Here is a 22263-nt window from a genome sequence, read left to right on the forward strand (position 1 = left end):
AAAACACTTCTCGCAAAAATGCCACGGCCCGATCGGTAAAACGCTGATTCAAGCCTTCGCTTGAAAGGGAACAGCCATGCCAGAGCGTCAAGGCCGCATACAACCGCTGAAGCGACTGTTTGGCCAGTGAGCCATCTCCCCATGCACAGAGAGTCAGAAAGGCTTCCGCCGTTAACGAACGCTGCCGCCGGATAAAGCCTGTTTTCCGTGCGAGACGGGTTCATTCTTCGGGAGAAAAGAGTTGACGAATGGTTTGAATCCATGCTTTCATTTGTTTTTCCATGAAAAAAATCCTTTCTAACGTGGAGTGTTCGTTAGAAAGGATACCATGTTTTTGACGATGCACAAAGACCAAAATTCTTAACTTGATGGGTATGGTGATACTCCCCCTCTGCCGTCAACGCATAGCGTTGGTAGTATCCGTGACGATGCAAGGGGCGGCGGGATGGACAGTGGGGCTTTGGTTCACGTCGGGAAAATCGTTCCCTTTCCCACGATCCGTATACGTTTGAATGTCAATGCCAAAGTCGTGAAACTGGATCACACTTCCTCCCCCTCATTGAAACGAATGGAAATCTTTGTCCGAAACAATTCACAAAAAATTTAGCACATTCCTTCAGAAAAGGGGAGAGGGCTTTCTGAAAGAATGTGCAAAAAAATGGGCGTTTTGTGCTGAAATAAAATGATAATTTACAATTATAATTTCAGAGACACGGCTTTACATGGAGTGGCGTGCATGGTAAGGCTGGTTGCCTCTGCGAATTCCTTTTGTGCTGCGGCCTTCGCAAAATAATCCATGCACGCAGAGGCTCCATGTCAAGCCTTATAGGGTAAGATAATTTATATGGTTCATCACCAAAAGTTGTACTTGCACCTGTCATGAAAGTATGTTAGCTGTTTCTAGCCGAACCCGCAATGCAAAACGCTGGATATTTCGGTATCCGTATCCCCGACGTTTCATCAGCTTGATCTTGTAGCTCTTCACCAAAAGTTGTACTTGACTGTTTCAGATCATGTCTTGCTTACATGCATAAGGAAAATCAGTAAATCAACGATTTTCCTACATGGTGACACGAGAAAAAGCCTCGCTTGTCAAGTACACGTTGTGGTGATGAACCTTATTTTTTTGCGTTCGTTGCCGACAATTCCTGTCATTTGGTGTCTGTTAATTTTTTTTGGTCATCTGCCTAAATGGATTGCGCCATTCCATTAACACGGCATGGTTGAGCGATTCTTCGTCTTCTAAATAATTACGGACAATCGCAAGCGGCGTTCGCCCGCAACGGAGCAAAAATGTAATGACCGGATCGTTCAGCTCGCCAGCAACCACTTTGTCGATGTAGGTTTCGGGTGATAATTCATTAGCGTAACGATGGTAGCCAGGCATCCGCCCGCCGCCGAGCAGCCGGTCAAGGCCGAGATGGACGACGACTTCATACATCGACTGCATGAGCCACTTGCCGAGGCCGAGCTTCCGGTATGGCGGCGAGACGCAAATGTCGACGACATAAAGCGTGTTGCCATCCGGGCGGTGGTTGCGGATGTAGCCGCCGTCGGTGATCTCTTCCCATGTATGATCGGTATGGGCTGGATCAAAGTCAACGATCAAGCCAGTCATCGATCCGACGATGCGCCCGCCGACTTCGACGCAAAGCGCTCCTTCGGGAAACAAGGTGACATGGTTGTGAAGCTGTTGTTCGTTCCACCATAACTCCGATGGAAACGGGGGCGGAAAACTTTCTTGCTGCACGCGGATGAGATCAGCAAAGTCGTCTTTCGTATAGTTGCGGATGACCGCTTCGCGCGGGGTGTTGCCGTCAAAGACGTATAAACGTTTATAGTACATGCCGATCCCCCTTGCTTTTTTACCCTCATCATAACGGAAAACTCGAAAAAATGGCAAGAAAAGAAAACGGCCGCTGTTAGCGGCCGCGGGCTTTTTGCTCGACATACTCGCTCACAAGCGCTTCAATTTGCTGTTCATCGGGCTTTTCGCCGCAAAATGCAAACTCAATTTCCTCAATCAATTCACCGTCGCGATAAACGTGCAGCGCCCCTTTTTGCAGCAAGACGCTGTATTCGATCTCAAATATATAGCCCTCATGTTCAATCGCGCCCATTGTGGTTCACCTGCCTACGTTTAATGTCCCACAGGCGCGGCTCTCTATGTATGAATAAGAAGCTCATCCTATAGACGCAGGACGATTGTCCTTTTATAATGGACGTGGTTCGACAAAAAGAGGAAACAGAGGGGAGAAATAGAGAGTGTTCCGGACATTGCGCAGCAAATTGATCGTCTTGATGGCTTTATTGTTAGTGATTTCATTGGCAGCAACACAACTCGTTGGGGTTGTGCAAATGCGGAAGATGGTGGATGCTGACGTGAAACAGCGGGCGCAGACGGCGCTTGACGGACTGCTCGGCGATATTCGCGACAGTTTTCAAAGTGAGGAGAATAGCTTAGTGCAATTCAGTGAATCGCCGTTGGCTTTGCAAATGGTTCAAGATGAAAAAATGTGGCTGCAGCTTGAGAAACAGTTCCGCACGTTTTTGCGCCTGCATGAGAATGTGCAATTCATCTATATTGGCACGGAGCAGAAGAAAATGTACATATCGCCGATGACAGAGCTCCCGGATGGATACGATCCGACGAGCCGCCCGTGGTATAAAGAAGCGATGAAGCGTCCGGATGAAGTGGTGTGGACCGAACCGTACGTCGATGCGATTACCGGCAAGCACGTTGTGACGTTGGCCAAAGCGGTGAGCGAAAACGGCCGCATTGCTGCGGTCATCGGCATCGATATGACGCTCGATGCGGTGACAAGAATCGTCAATGCGAGCGACGTCGGCTATCACGGCTATCCGGTGCTGTTTGACACGAAGGGAACGGCGGTTGTTCATCCGGAAGATAAAGGGAAAAATATGGCGAACAATGCGACAGTCCGCTACATGCTCGAGCATGAAAAAGGAATGCACGAATATGAGCAAGACGGCGAACGGCGGGTGATTTACTTCACTACGATTCCAGAGCTTGGCTGGAAAGTCGGCGCCGTCTATAAAGAAAAAGACTTATCGGCGATGAGCCGCTCGCTCGGAGCAACCATGCTTGTCATTACGGTGATTGCGTTTATCATCGCTTTGGTCGTCGTTTATTTCTTAGCGCGCTCAATCACCAAGCCGATTGTGGCGCTGCAAGAGCAAGTCGAAAAGGCGGCGGGCGGTGATTTGACCGTGCAAGTGCGCACCGTTGGCAAAGATGAAATCGGCCGCCTCGCCCGCCATTTTAACGAGATGATCGATCATATGCGCGCGCTGATCGGTGAGGTGAACCGCTCGGTCAATGAATTGGCCGTTTCGGCCGACCATTTGAGCGCTGTCTCCGAAGAAACGATGGCCACAAGCGAACAAGTGGCCAAAGCGATCGGCGAAATCGCCAAAGGAACGACCGATCAAGCAGGAAGCCTTGATACGATCAATGAGCGGACGACGGCGCTGTCGCAGCAAATCGAAGCGGTCACGAATGCGACGGCTGGCATGGAGTCGCTGTCCGATGAAACGAAAACCGCGAGCTACGACGGCTTGGAGCATTTAAACATTTTGCAGAAAAAATCGGAGGAAGCGAAAAATGAACTCGAGTCTGTAGAAAATGTCATTAGCGACCTTGTGAAAAAGATGGATGAAATTGACGGTGTCATTCAAACGATCACGGCCATTTCCGGACAGACGAATTTGCTGGCGTTAAACGCCAGCATCGAGGCGGCGCGGGCTGGCGAGCATGGGAAAGGGTTTGCCGTTGTCGCCGATGAGGTGCGCAAGCTGGCCGAACAATCCGCGAAAGCGACGGAGATGATCCGCGCGACGATCGCCGCCATCCAGCAGCAAGCCGGGCTGGTGATGGAGGCGGTCCGCCGCTCCAAGCAGGCGTACGACGAACAGCGGGAAGCGGTGCACACGACCGGCGATTCGTTTGTCAAAATCACCGGCATGATGGAGCAAGTGGCTGATGCGCTTGCTGGGATTATGGAGGAAGCAAAGCGGATGAACGCGAGCAAAGACGATGTCGTCGGGGCGATGCAAAACATCGCCGCCATCGCCCAACAAGCAGCGGCAGCGGCGGAAGAAGTGGCTGCTTCGGCTGATGATCAGTTGCAGGCGCTTTCGACGGTGACCGAATCGGCGGAGGCGTTAAGCGAAATGAGCCGGCAGTTGAAACAACTGGTTGAGAAGTTTAAGATTTCATAAAAAATGGAAGGCGTCCTAGCGGCAACGGGGCGCCTTTTTTATCATCTCCAGCCGAGAAGGCTCCCATTTCCGCGTGCGTAAGTGGGGGATGAAGCATCAAGGATGTTCCCTAACGCCGCCCAAAAAAAGAAGGATTTCGCTTGCTGTCTTCGTAAGACAACGGAACCGTGGGACACACGAGGATGGCTTGGCTGGCAAGCCTGTCGTGGAGCGGTTGTTCCAAAGAATCTCCCACCGCTAAACGTTTGCGCAGGCAAGAGGCGTTCAATCATTTTCGAATAGGAGACTTTCACTTTCGCTTTGTACAGGGTGCAGTCCAAAATAAGCGGGAGATGAATGTCGGTCGGCGTTTACTTAAAATCATGAATGTCCCGCCGCCGTGCAGTCACGATCTTTTTTGTATTCATACAATGATAATAAGTGAAATTTTTTCAGCTTCTTCGTCGATTTTAGTGGGCGATAGTGCTAAAATAAACAGTGAAAACGTTTATACTGTTATTTTGCTGTACGTTTGGGGATACTGGCAGCTAAATGAGGACTTTCATGCATAGCTGTTGCCCAGCCCGAACGATGCGAAAACAAGGTGGAGGTTTTTTCACGATGGCAAAACAGACGAACTACGCTCAACCGTGGAGCCAGTTTTACGGGCCGAACCTCGGTTATGTCATCGAAATGTACGAACAGTATCTCGATGACCCTAACAGCATCGACCCGGAACTGAAACAATTGTTCGAACAGTGGGGGGCGCCGGTCTTGGAAGAACCGGTTTCTCCTGCGGATGACGAAACAGCCAAAACGCATCAAACGTTCCGGCTGCCGGAGACGCCGACGATTTTCAGCAAGCTTGTCGCTGCCGTCAAGCTGGCGGACAGCATTCGCCATTATGGCCATCTGGTTGCCGATACGAATCCGCTTGTCAAAAAGGAGAAAAAGCTGCGCCGCTTGGAGCTTGACGAATACGACTTAACCGAAGAGGACTTAAAGCGCATTCCGGTCGCGTTTCTTTGCCCGCACGCTCCGGCGCATGTCAAAAACGGCTGGGATGCCATCTTGCATTTGCGCAAAATTTACACGGACAAAATCGCGTTCGAATTCTCGCAAGTACATAATCTTGAAGAGAGGAACTGGCTCATTCAGCAAATCGAGTCCGGAGCGTATTACCCGAGCTTGGCGAACAAAGAGCGGGTCGCTTTGTTGCGCCGCCTGACGGAAGTGGAAGGGTTTGAAAAGTTCATCCACCGGACGTATGTCGGGCAAAAACGGTTTTCGATCGAAGGGCTTGATTCCATGGTGCCGCTTTTGGATGAGCTCGTCCGCCAAGCGATCGAACATGAAATCGATGCTGTCAACATCGGCATGGCGCACCGCGGCCGGCTGAATGTGCTTGCCCATGTGCTCGGCAAGCCGTACGAAATGATTTTCGCCGAGTTTCAGCATGCGGAAAGCAAAAATTTCATTCCGTCTGAAGGGTCAGTGGCGATCACGTACGGGTGGACGGGCGATGTCAAATACCACTTAGGGGCGGCGCGCCGCCTTCGCAATAAAAGCGCGCATACGATGCGGATTACGCTCGCTAACAACCCAAGCCATCTCGAAGTGGTCAATCCGGTTGTGCTTGGCTACACGCGCGCCGCGCAAGAAGATCGGACAAAACCAGGCGTGCCGGTGCAAAATACGGATGCGTCGTTTGCCATCTTGATTCACGGCGATGCCGCGTTCCCGGGACAAGGGATCGTCGCGGAAACGCTCAACTTAAGCCAGCTGCGCGGCTATACGACCGGCGGGACGATCCATATCATCGCCAATAACATGATCGGCTTTACGACGGAGAGTTACGATTCACGCTCGACGACGTATGCTTCCGATATGGCGAAAGGGTTTGAGGTGCCGATTGTGCACGTCAATGCCGACGACCCGGAGGCTTGTTTGGCGGCCGCATGCTTGGCGTTTGCCTACCGCCAGCGGTTTAAAAAAGACTTTGTCATTGACCTAATCGGTTACCGCCGTTTCGGTCATAATGAAATGGATGAGCCGATGGCGACGAACCCGACGATGTACGCGATCATCAACCAACATCCGACCGTACGCCGGCTGTATGCGCAAAAATTGATGGAAAAAGGGATCATCACCGAGCGGGAAGTCGACGAAATGGAGCAAGAGGTGGTCGAACGGCTGAAAATCGCCTACGAGCGGGTGCCGAAAAACGAAGACGAGCTCGATTTCATCATGGATCCGCCCAAACCGGTCGTCGATCGGCTGCCGGAAGTGAAAACGGGCGTGGCGAAAGACGTGCTCCATCGGGTGAACGAAGAATTGCTGCAGTTTCCGGATGGATTCAACGTCTTTAACAAGCTTGAGCGCATTTTAAAACGGCGAAGCGGCGTGTTTGCGCAAAACGGCAAAGTCGATTGGGCGCACGCGGAAATTTTAGCGTTTGCCACGATTTTGCAAGACGGCGTGCCGATCCGCTTGACCGGGCAAGATTCGCAGCGCGGCACGTTTGCGCAGCGCCATTTGGTGCTCCATGACGTGAAAACCGGAGAAGAGTATGTGCCGCTTCACCACATCAGCGGCGCCAAAGCGTCGTTTGTCGTGTACAACAGCCCGCTGACGGAAGCCGCCGTGCTCGGCTATGAATACGGCTACAACGTTTACGCGCCGGAGACGCTCGTGCTTTGGGAAGCGCAATTTGGCGACTTCGCCAACATGGCGCAAGTGATGTTTGATCAATTCATTTCATCCGGCCGGGCGAAATGGGGGCAAAAATCCGGGCTTGTCATGCTCTTGCCGCACGGCTACGAAGGGCAAGGCCCTGAACATTCAAGCGGCCGCGTCGAGCGCTTTTTGCAGCTGGCGGCGGAAAACAACTGGACGGTTGCCAACTTATCGACGGCCGCGCAATATTTCCATATTTTGCGGCGGCAGGCGGCGCTGTTGACAAGAGAAGAAGTGCGTCCGCTCATCATTATGACGCCAAAAAGCTTGCTCCGCCATCCGCTGGCGGCGTCGGATGCGGAAGCGTTCGTTGACGGCGCGTTCTCGCCGGTGCTCGAACAGCCGGGATTGGGCGCTGACGCTGGCAAAGTGGAACGCATCGTGTTTGGCACCGGAAAATTGATGATCGATTTGGCGGAACAAATCGGCAAAATGGAAGGTCTTGACTGGCTGCATATCGTGCGCATTGAAGAGCTGTATCCGTTCCCGGAAGAAGCGGTGAAAGACATCATCGCCCGCTATCCGAACGTTAAAGAACTCGTCTGGGTGCAAGAAGAACCGAAAAACATGGGGGCATGGCTGTATATGGAACCGCGCCTGCGGGCGTTGGCTCCAGAGGGTGTCGATGTCAGCTACATTGGGCGGCGCCGGCGGGCCAGCCCGGCGGAAGGCGATCCGGTCGTCCACCGAAAAGAGCAAGAGCGCATCATCCGCTGTGCATTGACGAAGCATGAATGATGACTACGGAACATTTGAGGAGGGCATCAACGTGGCTGAGATCAAAGTACCAGAGTTAGCAGAATCCATCACGGAGGGAACGATCGCCCAATGGCTGAAAAAACCGGGCGACTACGTGGAAAAAGGAGAATCGATTTGCGAGCTTGAAACGGATAAAGTGAACGTGGAAATTATGGCGGAAGAGTCGGGTGTTTTGCAGCAGCTGCTGGCCAATGAAGGCGATACGGTTGCGGTTGGCCAAGCGATCGCCATTATCGGCGAAGGAGCGGCAGCACCGACTGCCGCTTTGCAAGCTGCTCCGCAGCCAGCCGATGAAACGGAAACGGTCGCGCCGGCCGACAGCAATGAACAGCCAGCGCCGCAGCCAGTCGCGGCCGCCCAAGCTCCGGGCCAACGACCGATCGCCTCGCCGGCCGCTCGAAAGATGGCGCGCGAAAAAGGAATTGATTTGACGCAAGTGCCGACCGTTGATCCGCTTGGGCGCGTGCGCAAACAAGACGTCGCCTCGTTTGCCGCACAACCGGCCGCCGCCCCGCAGCCGGCTCCGCAAGCCGCGCCGACGTCGACGCCGGCCGCCGTTCCAGCCGCTGAGGCCGGCAAGCCGGTCATCCGCGAAAAAATGTCGCGCCGTCGGCAAACGATCGCCAAACGGCTGCTTGAAGTGACACAAACGACCGCCATGTTGACGACGTTCAACGAAATTGACATGTCGGCGGTCATCGATCTGCGCAAGCGGAAAAAAGATAAATTTTTCGAAGAGCATGACGTCCGCCTCGGCTTTATGTCATTTTTCGTCAAAGCGGCTGTCGCCGCGCTGAAAAAATATCCGTACGTCAATGCGGAAATTCAAGGCGACGAAATTTTGTTGAAAAAATATTATGATATCGGCGTCGCCGTGTCGACGGACGAAGGGCTTGTCGTTCCGGTTGTGCGCGACTGCGACCGGAAAAACTTCGCTGAAATTGAGCGCGACATTGCCGAATTGGCAGCGAAAGCGCGCAGCAACAAGTTGTCGCTCGCCGATTTGCAAGGCGGCACGTTTACGATCACGAACGGCGGTGTGTTCGGTTCGCTTCTGTCGACCCCGCTTCTCAACGGGCCGCAAGTCGGCATTTTAGGGATGCATTCGATCAAACTGCGTCCGGTCGCCGTCGATGAAGAGCGGATCGAAAACCGTCCCATGATGTACGTCGCCTTGTCATACGACCACCGCATCATCGATGGCAAAGAGGCCGTAGGGTTCTTAAAAACGGTGAAAGACTTGATCGAAAATCCGGAAGATTTGCTGCTTGAAAGTTGATTAGGAAGGAAAAGGGGAGCCTGCGATGCGCGGGCTCTTTCTTTTTCCCCGCCTTTCCCTGATCGGTGAATGATTTTCCATGTCTTACGGAACACTACCGGAAAAAAGGGGGGAATTTGATGCCAGAGCGTGGACGAAACGATCACCCGCACATGTTTTACCGCGACGGCGCGCGTGAAAGCGTCATCAACGATCCGACCGCCGACGGCGCCGAGGCGATTGGGGTGCGGACTGATGCTGATCCGATGAAGGCTGCCAATCCGAATCCGTTTCACGTTGATCGCCTTGACGTCGAGGAAGAGATGAAACGGTTTCAGTCGCTTTTCGAAGAGAGGTGATCCGCCCAGCGGATCACTTTTTTCGCTGATCGAAAGAAGGAAAATGACGAATGAGCGCGAATATGGTTACGTAACACCCATTCTTTTGTTGGAGGGATGACGATGGAACTTGGATTGGCGGGAAAAACGGCGCTTGTCGCTGCCTCGAGCCAAGGGCTTGGCAAGGCGATCGCCCGGGCGCTTGTGCTTGAAGGAGCAAACGTGATGATCACGAGCCGAAACGAAGAAAAGTTGCACGAAGTGGCGGAAGAATTGAACAGTTTACATAAGGGACGCGTCGCTTATACGCGCACAGATGTCACCAACGCCGACGACATTCGCCAGCTTGTCGCCAAAACGGTCGAGACGTTTGGGACGATCGATTTGCTCGTCAACAACGCCGGCGGCCCTCCGGCGGGAACGTTTGAAACGGTGAGCGACGAAGACTGGCAATATGCGTTTGAGCTCAATTTGTTGAGCTATATTCGCCTCATTCGCGAAGCGCTCCCTTACTTAAAGAAAAAGGGAGGAAAAATTGTCAACATCGCTTCGTCATCGATTAAAGAGCCGATTCCGGGACTTATTTTATCCAACACGTTCCGCACTGGCATCGTTGGGCTGACGAAAACGCTTGCTGTTGAGCTGGCTCCGGATGGCATTTTAATCAATACGGTGGCTCCTGGTCGGATCGCGACGGAGCGCGTCGCCTTTTTGGACAAAGTGAATGCCGAGAAACTCGGCATTACGAAAGAAGAAATGGAAGCGCGCATGAAAAGCGCCATTCCGCTCGGCCGCTACGGAACCCCTGAAGAGTTTGCCAATGTCGTCGTCTTCTTGCTGTCCGAAGCGAATTCGTACGTTACTGGTCAAGCGCTCATTGTCGATGGCGGCATGGTGAAGGCGATTTAAGGCAAACCGACAGGAGGGAAGACCGGATGAAAACGATCGGATTCATCGGCCTTGGCGTCATGGGGAAAAGCATGGCGCGCCACTTGCTGAAGGCGGGCTATCCACTTCTAGCTTATACACGCACAAAAGAAAAGGCGGAAGACTTGCTTCAAGAAGGAGCGGTTTGGAAGGAAACGGTTGCTGATTTGGCGCGGGAGGCGGATGTCGTCATGACGATGGTTGGCGATCCGCGCGATGTCGAGCAAGTGTATTTCGGCGAGGGCGGCATTTTGGAGAATGCGCGGCCGGGAACATATGTCATCGATATGACGACGTCAACGCCGACGCTCGCGCAATCGATTTACGAGGCGGCCAAGCAAAAGGGCATCCATGCTTTGGACGCCCCGGTGTCCGGCGGCGACATCGGCGCGCGCGAAGGAACGTTGACGATTATGGTCGGCGGTGATGAGGACGTCTTTTTGGCGTGCAAGCCGATTCTCGAGCGGCTTGGCACGAACATCGTGCGGCAAGGAGGAGCTGGAGCCGGCCAGCATACGAAAATGTGCAACCAAATTGCCATCGCGACGAACATGATTGGGGTGTGCGAGGCAATGGCGTATGCGAAGCGGGCTGGTCTTGATCCATTCAAAGTGCTTGAAAGCATCGCCAAAGGGGCAGCCGGCAGCTGGTCGCTGAGCAACTTGGCGCCGCGCATGTTGTCAGGAGATTTTGCTCCTGGGTTTTACGTCAAGCATTTCATTAAAGATATGAAAATTGCGCTTGAGGAAGCCGAGCGGATGAACTTGCCGCTGCCAGGCCTGGCGCTCGCCAAACAACTGTACGAAGAGTTGGCGCAAGCCGGTGAGGAAAACAGCGGCACGCAAGCGCTATACAAGCGGTATGTTAAGGCGTAATCGGGGCGGTTGTTCGCCCTTTTTTATCTTCTCTGTCTTCTCAGCGAAGCAGGGGAGATGGGAAGCGCAAATTCGGATGTATTTATCGAAAAATATTGAATATTTCCTCTGGTAGAGGTATAGTAAAAGTAGAAACAACATACCAACCGGTTAGTATAAAAGGGAGGGGAGCATATGGACTTTTCTTATTCACCAAAAGTGAAAGAGTTGATCAAAAAATTAAGCGCTTTCATGGAGGATTACATTTATCCGAACGAGAGGGTGTATGAGGAGCAGCTGAACGCACAAGAGTCGAGATGGTCGGGCGTGCCGCCGATCATCGAAGAATTGAAGGAAAAGGCGAAAAAAGAAGGGCTTTGGAATTTATTTTTGCCAGACAGCGAATACGGCGCGGGATTAACGAATGTGGAGTACGCGCCGCTTTGCGAAATAATGGGCCGCTCGCTCATCGCCCCGGAAGTGTTCAACTGCAATGCGCCCGATACGGGCAATATGGAAGTGCTCGTCCGCTATGGCACAGAGGAGCAAAAGAAAAAGTGGCTCATCCCGCTCTTGAACGGAGAAATCCGCTCGTGCTTTTCGATGACGGAGCCGGACGTCGCGTCAAGCGATGCGACGAACATTCGCGCCTCCATCGTCCGCGACGGCGACGAATACGTCATCAACGGACGAAAATGGTGGTCGTCTGGCGCCGGCGACCCGCGCTGCAAAGTCGCCATCGTGATGGGAAAAACGAACCCCGATGCGCCAAAACATGAGCAACAGTCGATGATCATCGTTCCGCTTGATACGCCGGGCGTGAAAATCGAACGGATGCTGCCGGTGTTCGGCTTTGACCATGCGCCGCACGGGCATGCCGAAATTACGTATGACCATGTGCGCGTGCCGAAAGAAAACATCATTTGGGGCGAAGGAAAAGGGTTCGCCATCGCTCAAGGCCGGCTTGGCCCGGGACGGATCCACCATTGCATGCGCCTCATCGGAGCGGCGGAGCGAGCGCTTGAACTCATGTGCCGGCGCGTACAGTCGCGGGTGGCGTTCGGCAAGCCGCTCGCTGAACACGGCGTCATCCGCGAGTGGATCGCCCAGTCGCGCATTGAGATCGAGCAGGCGCGCTTGCTGACGCTAAAGGCGGCGTACATGATGGATACGGTCGGCAACAAAGCGGCGCGCAAAGAAATTGCGATGATTAAAGTGGTGGCGCCCAATGTCGCTTTGAAGGTCATCGACCGTGCCATTCAGGCGTTTGGCGCCGCTGGGGTGAGCAACGATTTTCCGCTTGCCGCCATGTGGGCGAACTCGCGCACGCTCCGTCTGGCCGATGGGCCGGACGAAGTGCATAAAGAGCAAGTTGCCAAGCTTGAATTGCGGCAATATCAACAATAAGGGAGAGGAAGTGGTCGTATGCATGTGTTGGACTTATTTAAAATCGAGGGGAAAACCGCCATTGTCACTGGCGGTGGGCGCGGGCTCGGCGAGCAAATTGCCGTCGGTCTTGCCGAAGCCGGGGCGAACGTCGTCGTTTGTTCGCGGAAAGTGGAAGCGTGCGAGCAAGTGAAAGAAAAGCTTGAACAGCTCGGCGTCCGTTCGCTGGCGCTGCGGTGCGATGTGACGAATCCGGAGGAGGTCAAACATGTCGTCGAAACGACCGTCAAAGAGTTTGGCGGCATCGACATTTTAGTCAACAACAGCGGAGCGACGTGGGGAGCGCCGGTCGAGGAAATGCCGCTTGAGGCATGGCAAAAGGTGATCAACGTCAACGTTACCGGCACGTTTCTCATGAGCCAGGCGGTCGGCAAGGTGATGATCGCCAAACAAACCGGCGGTTCCATCATCAATATCGCTTCCGTCGCTGGCCTTGGCGGCACGCACCCGGACATTTTAAATACGATCGGCTACAACACGAGCAAAGGGGCGGTTATTACGTTTACGAGGGACCTAGCAGCCAAATGGGGGAAGCACGGCATTCGCGTCAACGCGGTGGCGCCGGGCTTTTTCCCGACGAAAATGTCAAAAGTCGTTCTTGAACGCGTTGGGAAAAAAGTGCTCGAGCATACGCCGCTCGGCCGCTTTGGCGGCGAAGATGACTTGAAAGGGGCCGTCTTGTTTCTCGCTTCCCCGGCGTCCGCCTTTGTCACGGGCGCGCTCCTCGTCGTTGACGGCGGCAGCCATGCGACCGGCATTTAATTAAAAAAGGGGGAAACGCAAATGAGCGAAAAACGGGCGTTGTCTCTTTATCCGGAACACATTTCGTTCTATATGGATATTCCCGACAAAACGGTATGCGATGTACTGCATGAACGAGCGGCGGAATTCGGCTCCCAGCCGGCGCTGACATTTTACGACAAGACGATCACCTATGCCGAGCTTGAGGCGGCGGTCAACCGTTTCACCTCAAGCCTGCAGGCGCTTGGGGTGCAAAAAGGCGACCGCGTCGCGATTATGCTGCCGAACTGCCCGCAGTATGTCATCGCTTACTACGGCATTTTGCAGGCGGGCGCGATCGTCACACAAGTGAACCCGATGCTTGTTGAGCGCGAACTTGCCTATTTGCTCAAAGACTCCGGCGCCGAGACGATCGTCATTTATGAACCGCTTTATCCGCGCCTTGCCGCCGTCAGAGGGGAGACAGCCGTCAAACAAGCGATCACTGTCAGCTTCGGAGCGCCGCCATCCGTTTCGCTGGCTGAAGGAGATGTCACGTTTGACGAATTTCTTGCTGCAGGAAGCGGAGCTGTGCGCCCGGTGTCGATCGAATCAACGCATGACGTCGCTGTGTTGCAATATACTGGCGGGACGACAGGGCGCTCAAAAGGGGCGATGCTCACCCACCGCAACATTTTCGCCAACGTCTTGCAATGCGCCGAATTTTTCAAAGGGACATTTGAGTTCGGGAAAGAGCGATATTTAACTGTCATCCCGTTGTTCCACGTGTTCGCGATGACGTCGGGAATGAACTTGGCCATTTACCAAGGAGCGGAAAACATTTTGCTGCCGCGCTTTGAGCTGAAAGAAGTGTTGGAGACGATTCGCGACAAGCAACCGACCGTGTTTCCAGGCGTGCCGACGATGTATGTCGCTATTACAAATACTCCTGGAGTCGAGCAATACGGCATCAGTAGCATTAAAACGTGCAACAGCGGCAGCGCGCCGATGCCGCTTGAATTGATGCGCGATTTCGAAGCGAAAACGGGAGCGGTTATCCTTGAAGGATACGGCTTGTCCGAAGCCTCGCCAGTGACGCATTGCAATCCGCCGTTTGCGGCGCGCAAGCCAGGCACGGTCGGCATCGGCATGCCGCTGACCGAGTACAAAGTCGTCGATGTGGCGACTGGCACGCAAGAGCTGCCGCCAGGCGAAGTCGGCGAGCTGATTATCCGTGGACCGCAAGTGATGAAAGGCTATTGGAACATGCCGGAAGAAACGGCGGCGGCGCTGCGCGACGGATGGCTGTACACTGGCGATTTGGCTTCGATTGACGAGGAAGGGTATGTGACGATTGTCGACCGGAAAAAAGATCTGATCATCGCCGGCGGCTATAACATTTATCCGCGTGAAATCGAAGAAGTGCTGTACGAACATCCAGCGGTGAAAGAGGCGGCGGCAGTTGGTGTGCCTGATCCGTACCGCGGCGAAACGGTGAAGGCGATCATCGTCCTGAAAGAGGGGATGCAAGCAAGCGAGGAAGAGATCATCGCCCATTGCCGAAAAAACTTAGCGGCGTACAAAGTGCCGCGCATTGTCGAGTTCCGTGCCGAACTGCCGAAGACGAACGTCGGGAAAATTTTGCGCCGCGCCTTGCGTGAAGAGGCGTCCCGCCCGCAATAACAGAGGGCTTTCGGCCAAGTCCGAAGCAGGCTTGGCCGTTTTATGGTACAATAGCTGGCAGCGACTACATTTTAGGCAAGAGGTGTAAAAACATGAAGGAGAAAATTATGGCTGCCAGCATTGAGCTGTTTGAACAAAATGGGTTCAGCGAAACATCGATCCAAGACATCGTTGACGCCCTCGGGGTGACAAAAGGGACGTTTTATTACTATTTTACAAGCAAAGAAGAACTGTTGATGGATATTCACCTTCGCTACATTGAAGGGCTGCTTGACGAAGAGGAGCGCATTATAAGCGATAAACGGCGCCCGTTGCGGGAGAAGCTGTATGACATTATCTTCATGCTCATTCATAATGTCGAGCGGCAAGGAAGGGAAGCTCGCATTTTTTTTCGTGAAATGAAGCATTTGAGTGAGGAGCATTTACAAAAAGTAAAAGAAAAGCGCGATTTGTTCCGCTATCGGCTGCAGTCGTTGATTGAGGAAGGAATGAAAAGCGGTGAACTGCGCTGCGATTTGTCACCATCGATCGCCACGCTTACCGTTCTTGGGGCGGCCAATTGGAGCTACCAATGGTTTCGTCCGGACGGAGAGCTGACCGATGCCGAGGTGGCGAAGCAGATGGTGGAGATCCTGCTTGATGGCATGAGCGCGCCGTCTGTCTCGAAAGCCGAGTGAAAAGAGAGACAAACAAGTTTGATCCGAGGTGTGTCGATGGATGCTGTTCGTGCGGCGGCAATGGCGCGCTTGAATTGTTGACCAAGGGGGAGAGGGAGATGACAGCGATTATTCCAGTGCGCAAGGGGGAAGAACTGCCGGCAGGGAAGCTGGCCAAGTTTTTGCGCACGGTGCTGCCGGACATGCCGGATGGGGAGCTCGAGATCCAGCAATTTTCCGCCGGCCGGTCGAATTTGACGTATTTGCTCCGCTGTGGGGAGTGGGAGGCGGTGCTGCGCCGGCCGCCGTTTGGCCCGGTGCCGCCGAAAGCGCATGATATGAAGCGGGAGAGCACGTGGCTTTCTGAAATCCATCCGCTGTTCCCGCTCGCCCCGAAACCATTCTATTTTTGTGAAGACGAATCGGTGATCGGCAGTCCGTTTTTCGTCATGGAGCGGCGGCATGGCGTCGTGATTGACAGTGATTTTCCCGATGGCATCACTCCGACGGAGGAGGTTTGCCGCGGCATTTCCGAGACGATGGTCGAGACGCTTGTCCGTATCCATCAAATTGATTATACGAACACACGCCTCGTTCAGATGGTAAAGCCGGATGGATTTATGGAACGGCAAGTGCACGGATGGATCCAGCGCTATGAGCGGGCCAAGACGGATGATATTCCGGAAGCCGAGGCGCTGATGAAGTGGCTCGCTTCTCATATTCCACCGCAGCGCGAAGCAACCGTAATCCATTACGATTTTAAGCTGAATAACGCTTTGTTTGCCAAAGACGACATCACCAAAATGGTTGGGCTGTTTGATTGGGAGATGTCGACGGTCGGGGATCCGCTTGCCGATTTGGCGGTGGCCATGAGTTATTGGATTGAGGAAGACGATCCTCCACTCATTAAAAGTGGGTTTGGCCGCGCGCCGGTCACCGTCCGTCCCGGTTTTTATACGCGCGAACAGTTTATTGAGGCATATGCCAAAAAAAGTGGACGTGATGTGTCCGATATACACGTTTATTTAACGTTTGCCTACTTTAAATTAGCGGTCATTTGCCAGCAAATTTATTACCGCTACCGCCGCGGACAGACGAACGATGAGCGGTTTCGCCATTTTGGCCAGTTTGTCGAAGCGCTCATTGAGCATGCATGGCAGCTGGCGACAGGACGGTGAGGCGGCGTGATGACAAAAGTGCATGTCGTGCTGCGCAAAGAAGACATTGATGAGATGGCGCTTGCTGATCGAAAGGTGGCTGTCGTGTTCGATGTTTTGCTTGCCACCTCGTCGATTACAGCAGTTCTCGCTGCCGGCGCTCGTTCGGTGATCCCGGTGCGCGATGCCGAGGAGGCCAAGGAGATCGCGCTTCGCTTGCCAGAGGGCAGCTATGAGCTCGTCGGCGAATACGAAGGGCGGACGATCGCCGGTTTTCATCCGCCGGCGCCGCTATTTTTGCAAACGGTTTGTCCAGGGAAAACAGTCGTGCTATCGACGACCAATGGCACGGTGGCGATTCGCAGAGCTCAGCCAGCCCGTGCGGTGTACGCGGCGAGCTTGCTGAACAGCCCGGCGGTCAGCGAGCATATTTGCCGTTTGCATCAGGAAGAGACGATCATTGTGATTTGTTCCGGCTCGTCGGGCCGTTTTTGCCTAGAAGACTTTTATGGCGCCGGCTACTTTGTGCACTGCTTGATCGAGCAAGGGATCAACGCGGCGGAGCTGTCCGACAGCGCGACGGCCGCATGGTTCTTTTACCGGCAATATTCAGATGAAGGAAAGGCGAAAGAAGTGTTGTCTGCCTCGCGCGTCGGCCGTTGGATGACGGCGTACGGCTTGGAAAAAGAAATCGACTACATCAACCGGCACGGGTCGCTTTCTGCCGTTCCAAAACTTGAGCTGGGGCCGTTCGGCCTGGAACTGCGCAATATGGCGTCGACAAAAGTAACGAAAGAGGGGATATCGCCATGAAATTTGTCCAATTCGTTGAATACGGTGGACCGGATGTCTTGCGTGTTTGTGAAGGCGAACGTCCGAAACCCACGGGGCGGCAAGTCGTGATTGAAGCTGAAGCGATTGGCGTCAACTATGCGGATACAGCCCGACGGGAAGGCCGCTATGTTGTGCCGACGCCGCTTCCGTTCATCCCTGGGACGGAAGTGGCCGGCGTTGTCCGTGAAGTTGGTCCGGAAGTGCAAACGATCCGCCCGGGGCAACGCGTCGTCGCGTTGATCGAATCCGGCGGCTACGCTGAGTTTGTCGCTGTCGATGAACGGGCGGTCGTGCCGCTTCCGGATGGAATGGATGCCCGCCAGGCGGCGGCCTTGCCGGTGCAAGGGCTAAGCGCCTACCATATTCTCAAAACGATGGGCCGCTTGGAAGAAGGGGAGACGGTGCTCGTTCATGCCGCAGCCGGCGGCGTTGGGACGATTGCCGTCCAATTGGCGAAACGGTTCGGCGCCAAAATGGTCATCGCCACGGCAAGCACGGAGGAAAAACGAGCGCTCGCCAAACAGCTTGGCGCTGATGTCACCATTGATTATACAAAAGACAGCTGGGCTGCGGACGTGATGGAGGCGACCGGTGGGCGCGGCGTCGATGTCGCTTTGGAAATGGCGGGCGGCGATGTCTTTCATCAGACGCTCGATTGCCTTGCTCCGTTCGGCCGCCTGGTCGTATATGGGGCGGCGAGCGGGGAAATGACGCGTCTCAATCCAGTCCGGCTGATGGCGAAAAACTGGTCAGTGATCGGCTTTTTCTTGCCGCAAATCATGAAAAAGCGGGCGTTGTACGAACAAAGTTTGCGGGAATTGCTCGCGTGGGTGCAGGAAGGAAGCCTGAAGCTGATGATCGGCGGCGTCTACCCGCTTGAGCAGGCTTCTGAAGTGCATCGGCTGCTGCAGGGGCGGAAAACGCATGGCAAGCTATTGCTTGTGCCATAAGTAAAGAAGAGGGGGCTGACCCAAAAGGCTGTCTGCCTTCAGGGTAGACACAAAATATAGTGCGGAAGAATCGGTCAGTGCGTATATATAGAGACGAAAGAGGGTGTCCCGATCCTTTTGGGACCCCCTTTTCTTGTATATTCCCCTAAAGCCAATGGTGAACAAAAGTCGAAAGAAAAGCAGCCTTTTTCTTATGGGGGCATGGCGGTCTAAGCCAATACGATTTTTGAAAACCATTACGGTCTGCGGCGCTTCGTTTGGATATACCGCTCGAGCCGGTCGAGCCCTTCTTTGAGCACATCGAGCGAATAAGCGTACGACAGGCGGACATGGCCTTCACCGTATTCGGAAAAGGCGCTGCCGGGAACGAGGGCGACGCCGGCGTTTTCGACGACATCGAGGGCAAAATCAAACGAAGACATGCCAAAGGCGGCGATTGACGGAAACAAGTAAAAGGCTCCATCCGGCTTCTCAACCGGCAGCCCCATGGCGGTGAGACGATGATAGGCATACTCAAGCCGTTCGGCGTAAGCGGCGCGCATCGCCTCGGCGTCGTGTTTGCCGGCGGTCAGCGCCTCCACCGCCGCTTTTTGGCTGATCGATGACGTGCACGAGACGCTGTATTGGTGCACTTTCACCATTTGTTCAACGGCGAACGCTGGAGCGAAGACAAACCCGATGCGCCAACCGGTCATGGAGTGCGATTTGCTTAAACCGTTGATGACGATCGTCTGCTCCGGCAGCCACTCGGCGATCGAGTGATGGCGGCCGCGATAGACGAGCTCGCTGTAAATTTCATCGGAAACGATCCAAATCGGCCGTCCTTTCAAAAGGGAAGCGATGTTCTCAAGCTCTTCGGCTGACAGCGCCGTCCCGGTTGGATTGGATGGGTATGGAAGAACGAGGCAGCGCGTCTTTTCCGTCAAATAAGGCGCAATGAGCTCAGCCGACAGACGGAAACCGTTTGGCCTTGTGTCGATGTACACCGGTTTCGCCCCGCACAGGCGAATGAGTGGTTCATAGCCGGGATAGACTGGTGCGGGAAGAAGCACTTCTGTCCCTTCTTCTAAAATGGTGCGAAACGTAATATCAAGCGCCTGGCTGGCGCCGACGGTGGCGATGACTTCATCCGGCGTGTAGCGAAGGCCGTACTTGTCAGCGACGAATTGGCAAGCCGCCTGGCGCAGTTCCAGCAGGCCGGCGTTCGCTGTATACGTCGTGAAATCGGCGGCGATCGCCTCCTGAGCGGCTGCTTTGACATGATCGGGCGTTGGGAAATCAGGCTGGCCGATCGTCAAGGAAACAAGTCCCGGCCGGTCGGCGACAAGGTTGAAAAATTGGCGGATGCCTGATAACTGAATGGCTTGAACACGTGGTTGAATGAGGTGTTTCACGGTTGTCCACCTTTCTTTTTTGTTTCTATTGTACCATTGGCGAGGAAAACGAAAAAACAAAAATGAGCCCCTTTCCGTCCGGATTGTTCCCACAAACGGAAATGGGGCTCACTTGGTCATCGACGATTCACTTTCCAACTTCGTTCGCTCCTTTTACGCGCCGTATTTTTTCAACAGGTCGTTATATTGGGCGGAAAGCTTGAAAAACAACGGCTTGTTGCCGGCCGCGAGCGCTTCATCAATTTGTTCCATCAGTTTTTTTCTTTGAAACTGGAAGATCGCTTCTTTCAGCACTTGTTCGGCCATCGGCCCGTAGCTGCTTTTTTCTTCCGGCTGGTTGAACAAAACGGCGCCTTCATTCGGGTATTGTTTTTCGTACATGATTCAGTCCCTCCCATATGGGAACGAAACAGTTCCCTTTCTTATATTATCGTCGTTTTTGATGCTAATGTAAAGAAAATTTAGATAAATATTTTTTGTCAATTTTTTCTCTACATGATTTTTATACCCGTTTTTTGTTGGGACTTAACAGTTTTTCGGTTATGATAAGAGGAGAACAAGGCAAAGGTGATGGCGATGATTCGCACGTGTGTCGTGACAAAAGAATTTGAGATTTTGTATGATGTTGACTTAACGCTTGTCAACAGCCCGGACGTCTCATGGTATTGGGTTGACTTTCATGAGCCGACGGATGAGGAATCGGCGCTGCTCGCCTCCTTTTTCCGTTTTCACCCACTGGCGATTGAAGACTGTCTCGAATATGTGCAGCGGCCGAAGCTCGATTTTTATGACCGCTACTTGTTTGTTGTGCTTCATGCCATTGCCGGGATGACGCTGGAGGCTGAGGAAGTCGATTTGTTTGTCGGGCAAAATTTCATCGTTTCGTTTCATAAGTCGGCCATTCACGCGGTCGATGAGGTGTGGGAGCGATTGAAGCATGAAGAAGATGTTCAGCAGGGGCCGTTTCACGTCATGTACCGGCTGATCGACAAGCTTGTGGATGATTATTTTCCACCGCTTTACCATATTGAAGACGTGCTGAACGATTTAGAGGAGAATACGAACAATGAACCGATTCACGACATTATTGAAAAAGTGTTTGACATCCGCGGCGATTTATCGAAGCTGCGCCGAACGATCGTGCCGATGCGCGACTTGTTGTACCGCATCATCCATTCCGACCGGCTGCAGCGCATGAAAGAACGGCAGCTGTACTTTCATGACATTTATGATCATTTGCTGAAGCTGTCGGAAATGATTGAGACAAACCGAGAAATTACCGCGGATATCCGCGACAGCTATTTATCGCTCAACTCGAATCGAATGAACAATATTATGATGACATTTACAGCCATTACGACCATTTTCATGCCGCTCTCCTTTATTGCCGGCATTTATGGGATGAACTTTGATTATATGCCTGAATTGCACTGGAAGTACGGATACTTTGTTGTATTGGCTGCCATGGCGGTGATCGGCATGACGATGTTCGTCTGGTTTAAGCGCAACGGCTGGTTTCAGTTGTTGAAAGGCGACTGGGCGAAGGAGGAGCGGGAGCGCCGCCAGTAGCCGTATAAAACGGGCTGTTCCCCTCATATATATAATTACATAATGACGGCAGCGTAAGCGCGAAGGAGGGGAACCGATGGCAAGAGGAGTTTGGGGCGTCGACTCGGCGCAAGCCGTAACGGATCAGCTGTTTCAATGCGTGCGGACGGAGCTTGGCTATCCGAAATTTTGGGGCCGTTATTTGTCGGAAGTGCCGAACGTGTCCGAAGGGTTGACACGCGACGAGATCGCCCGCATCCGCAGCTATGGCGTGAAGGTGCTGCCGATTTATAACGCCTTCCGCGAAGCGGTCGGCTATGCGAACGGTCAGGTGGCGGCGCGCAACGCGGTGTTCCATGCGCGGCGGCTCGGCATTCCGAAAAATAAACTGCTGTTTGCCAACATCGAAGACTTTTTCGCTGTGGATGCCGCTTGGATCGCTGCTTGGGTGGAAACGCTCTATCCGACCGGATACCGGCCGGGGCTGTACGCGGACCCGACGAAAGGGGATTTCGCCGCTGCCTATTGCGAGGCGGTCAGCCGGAACAACCAAGTGGCGGTGCAGGCGGTCATTTGGAGCGCCGCACCAAGGCCGGGAACGACGAAAGAGCAGAAAGCGCCGCGCTATCAGCCGGCTGCCCCGCCTTGCAGCGCGAATGTCTGGGTGTGGCAGTACGGGCGTGATGCAGAAGTCTGCCCGGTTGACACGAATTTAGCTGACCGACGCCTATTGGACTTTTTGTATTGAACAAAGCCGTTGCAAAAAAAGGCAGCGGCTTTTT

Annotated in this window: 18 protein-coding genes and 2 pseudogenes; 15 read left to right on the forward strand and 5 right to left on the reverse strand. The window is 53.6% G+C overall.

The window, feature by feature from the left end; all coding sequences use genetic code 11:
* Positions 1–380: 380 nt before the first annotated feature.
* From JCR24_RS12785 to JCR24_RS12800, 3 genes and pseudogenes are all read right to left on the reverse strand, one after another.
* Positions 381–544 (reverse strand): annotated as a pseudogene (locus JCR24_RS12785) (DUF6431 domain-containing protein); the annotation flags it as partial.
* A 621-nt stretch (positions 545–1165) separates the two neighbouring features.
* Complete coding sequence (locus JCR24_RS12795) at positions 1166–1846, reverse strand: GNAT family N-acetyltransferase (RefSeq protein WP_238980754.1); 681 nt, start codon at positions 1844–1846, stop codon at positions 1166–1168.
* Between the two features lie 76 nt (positions 1847–1922).
* Positions 1923–2120 carry a YbxH family protein gene (locus tag JCR24_RS12800; RefSeq protein WP_238980755.1) on the reverse strand — a complete coding sequence of 66 codons (198 nt, stop codon included), beginning with the start codon at positions 2118–2120 and terminating at the stop codon, positions 1923–1925.
* 145 nt (positions 2121–2265) lie between these two features.
* Between JCR24_RS12800 and JCR24_RS12805 the strand changes: the two genes are divergently transcribed.
* The 13 genes and pseudogenes from JCR24_RS12805 (at position 2266) to JCR24_RS12865 (ending at position 18539) form a co-directional block, all read left to right on the forward strand.
* Entirely contained in the window at positions 2266–4242 is a 1977-nt protein-coding gene (locus JCR24_RS12805) for a methyl-accepting chemotaxis protein (RefSeq protein WP_238980756.1), read from the forward strand.
* A 600-nt stretch (positions 4243–4842) separates the two neighbouring features.
* The gene (locus JCR24_RS12810; protein WP_238980757.1) at positions 4843–7695 is read left to right on the forward strand and encodes a 2-oxoglutarate dehydrogenase E1 component; all 2853 of its coding nucleotides are present in this window, start codon (positions 4843–4845) and stop codon (positions 7693–7695) included.
* 31 nt (positions 7696–7726) lie between these two features.
* Positions 7727–8995 carry a 2-oxoglutarate dehydrogenase complex dihydrolipoyllysine-residue succinyltransferase gene (gene odhB / locus JCR24_RS12815; protein ID WP_033025026.1) on the forward strand — a complete coding sequence of 423 codons (1269 nt, stop codon included), beginning with the start codon at positions 7727–7729 and terminating at the stop codon, positions 8993–8995.
* Positions 8996–9114: 119 nt separating this feature from the next.
* Positions 9115–9333, forward strand: coding sequence for a hypothetical protein (locus JCR24_RS12820; protein ID WP_033008438.1), 219 nt, complete (start codon positions 9115–9117; stop codon positions 9331–9333).
* A 102-nt stretch (positions 9334–9435) separates the two neighbouring features.
* Positions 9436–10221: an SDR family oxidoreductase gene (locus JCR24_RS12825; protein ID WP_013523290.1), complete on the forward strand. Its 786-nt coding sequence runs from the start codon at positions 9436–9438 to the stop codon at positions 10219–10221.
* 17 nt (positions 10222–10238) lie between these two features.
* Positions 10239–11114: pseudogene (locus JCR24_RS12830) on the forward strand (NAD(P)-dependent oxidoreductase); the annotation flags it as partial.
* Between the two features lie 174 nt (positions 11115–11288).
* Positions 11289–12500, forward strand: coding sequence for an acyl-CoA dehydrogenase (locus tag JCR24_RS12835; protein WP_238980758.1), 1212 nt, complete (start codon positions 11289–11291; stop codon positions 12498–12500).
* An 18-nt stretch (positions 12501–12518) separates the two neighbouring features.
* Positions 12519–13301: an SDR family oxidoreductase gene (locus tag JCR24_RS12840; protein WP_011230529.1), complete on the forward strand. Its 783-nt coding sequence runs from the start codon at positions 12519–12521 to the stop codon at positions 13299–13301.
* 21 nt (positions 13302–13322) lie between these two features.
* Positions 13323–14942 carry a long-chain-fatty-acid--CoA ligase gene (locus JCR24_RS12845; RefSeq protein ID WP_238980759.1) on the forward strand — a complete coding sequence of 540 codons (1620 nt, stop codon included), beginning with the start codon at positions 13323–13325 and terminating at the stop codon, positions 14940–14942.
* A 92-nt stretch (positions 14943–15034) separates the two neighbouring features.
* The gene (locus tag JCR24_RS12850; protein ID WP_011230531.1) at positions 15035–15619 is read left to right on the forward strand and encodes a TetR/AcrR family transcriptional regulator; all 585 of its coding nucleotides are present in this window, start codon (positions 15035–15037) and stop codon (positions 15617–15619) included.
* A 98-nt stretch (positions 15620–15717) separates the two neighbouring features.
* Positions 15718–16776 carry a phosphotransferase family protein gene (locus JCR24_RS12855; RefSeq protein ID WP_011230532.1) on the forward strand — a complete coding sequence of 353 codons (1059 nt, stop codon included), beginning with the start codon at positions 15718–15720 and terminating at the stop codon, positions 16774–16776.
* Positions 16777–16785: 9 nt separating this feature from the next.
* The gene (locus JCR24_RS12860; RefSeq protein WP_033008456.1) at positions 16786–17568 is read left to right on the forward strand and encodes a 2-phosphosulfolactate phosphatase; all 783 of its coding nucleotides are present in this window, start codon (positions 16786–16788) and stop codon (positions 17566–17568) included.
* Positions 17565–18539, forward strand: a complete 975-nt coding sequence (locus JCR24_RS12865) for a quinone oxidoreductase family protein (protein WP_011230534.1) — start codon at positions 17565–17567, stop codon at positions 18537–18539. The genes JCR24_RS12860 and JCR24_RS12865 overlap by 4 nt, the downstream gene beginning before the upstream one ends.
* A 236-nt stretch (positions 18540–18775) precedes the next feature.
* On the opposite strand, the gene JCR24_RS12870 is transcribed toward JCR24_RS12865, so the two are convergent.
* Together JCR24_RS12870 and JCR24_RS12875 are read right to left on the reverse strand one after the other, a co-directional pair.
* Complete coding sequence (locus tag JCR24_RS12870; RefSeq protein ID WP_031212926.1) at positions 18776–19933, reverse strand: aminotransferase A; 1158 nt, start codon at positions 19931–19933, stop codon at positions 18776–18778.
* Positions 19934–20086: 153 nt separating this feature from the next.
* On the reverse strand, positions 20087–20314 hold the full coding sequence (locus JCR24_RS12875) for an IDEAL domain-containing protein (RefSeq protein ID WP_011230536.1): 228 nt from the start codon (positions 20312–20314) through the stop codon (positions 20087–20089).
* 189 nt (positions 20315–20503) lie between these two features.
* Between JCR24_RS12875 and corA the strand changes: the two genes are divergently transcribed.
* Both corA and JCR24_RS12885 read left to right on the forward strand, forming a co-directional pair.
* Positions 20504–21502 carry a magnesium/cobalt transporter CorA gene (corA, locus tag JCR24_RS12880; RefSeq protein WP_020278637.1) on the forward strand — a complete coding sequence of 333 codons (999 nt, stop codon included), beginning with the start codon at positions 20504–20506 and terminating at the stop codon, positions 21500–21502.
* A gap of 76 nt (positions 21503–21578) precedes the next feature.
* Positions 21579–22229 (forward strand): glycoside hydrolase domain-containing protein, encoded by a 651-nt coding sequence (locus tag JCR24_RS12885; RefSeq protein WP_238980760.1) that lies wholly within the window; start codon positions 21579–21581, stop codon positions 22227–22229.
* The last annotated feature ends 34 nt before the right edge of the window (positions 22230–22263 follow it).

Origin of the sequence: Geobacillus sp. YHL, assembly GCF_022341265.1 — a bacterium.
Lineage (GTDB): Bacteria > Bacillota > Bacilli > Bacillales > Anoxybacillaceae > Geobacillus > Geobacillus thermoleovorans.

What these genes read in the sequence shown, in the direction of transcription:
- JCR24_RS12820 (WP_033008438.1), top strand. Translation starts at nt 9,115, where the DNA reads ATGCCAGAGCGTGGACGAAACGATCACCCGCACATGTTTTACCGCGAC.
- JCR24_RS12875 (WP_011230536.1), bottom strand. Translation starts at nt 20,314, where the DNA reads ATGTACGAAAAACAATACCCGAATGAAGGCGCCGTTTTGTTCAACCAG.
- JCR24_RS12865 (WP_011230534.1), top strand. Translation starts at nt 17,565, where the DNA reads ATGAAATTTGTCCAATTCGTTGAATACGGTGGACCGGATGTCTTGCGT.
- JCR24_RS12855 (WP_011230532.1), top strand. Translation starts at nt 15,718, where the DNA reads ATGACAGCGATTATTCCAGTGCGCAAGGGGGAAGAACTGCCGGCAGGG.
- JCR24_RS12835 (WP_238980758.1), top strand. Translation starts at nt 11,289, where the DNA reads ATGGACTTTTCTTATTCACCAAAAGTGAAAGAGTTGATCAAAAAATTA.
- corA (WP_020278637.1), top strand. Translation starts at nt 20,504, where the DNA reads ATGGCGATGATTCGCACGTGTGTCGTGACAAAAGAATTTGAGATTTTG.
- JCR24_RS12840 (WP_011230529.1), top strand. Translation starts at nt 12,519, where the DNA reads ATGCATGTGTTGGACTTATTTAAAATCGAGGGGAAAACCGCCATTGTC.
- JCR24_RS12845 (WP_238980759.1), top strand. Translation starts at nt 13,323, where the DNA reads ATGAGCGAAAAACGGGCGTTGTCTCTTTATCCGGAACACATTTCGTTC.
- JCR24_RS12810 (WP_238980757.1), top strand. Translation starts at nt 4,843, where the DNA reads ATGGCAAAACAGACGAACTACGCTCAACCGTGGAGCCAGTTTTACGGG.
- JCR24_RS12885 (WP_238980760.1), top strand. Translation starts at nt 21,579, where the DNA reads ATGGCAAGAGGAGTTTGGGGCGTCGACTCGGCGCAAGCCGTAACGGAT.
- JCR24_RS12800 (WP_238980755.1), bottom strand. Translation starts at nt 2,120, where the DNA reads ATGGGCGCGATTGAACATGAGGGCTATATATTTGAGATCGAATACAGC.
- JCR24_RS12850 (WP_011230531.1), top strand. Translation starts at nt 15,035, where the DNA reads ATGAAGGAGAAAATTATGGCTGCCAGCATTGAGCTGTTTGAACAAAAT.
- JCR24_RS12860 (WP_033008456.1), top strand. Translation starts at nt 16,786, where the DNA reads ATGACAAAAGTGCATGTCGTGCTGCGCAAAGAAGACATTGATGAGATG.
- JCR24_RS12825 (WP_013523290.1), top strand. Translation starts at nt 9,436, where the DNA reads ATGGAACTTGGATTGGCGGGAAAAACGGCGCTTGTCGCTGCCTCGAGC.
- JCR24_RS12795 (WP_238980754.1), bottom strand. Translation starts at nt 1,846, where the DNA reads ATGTACTATAAACGTTTATACGTCTTTGACGGCAACACCCCGCGCGAA.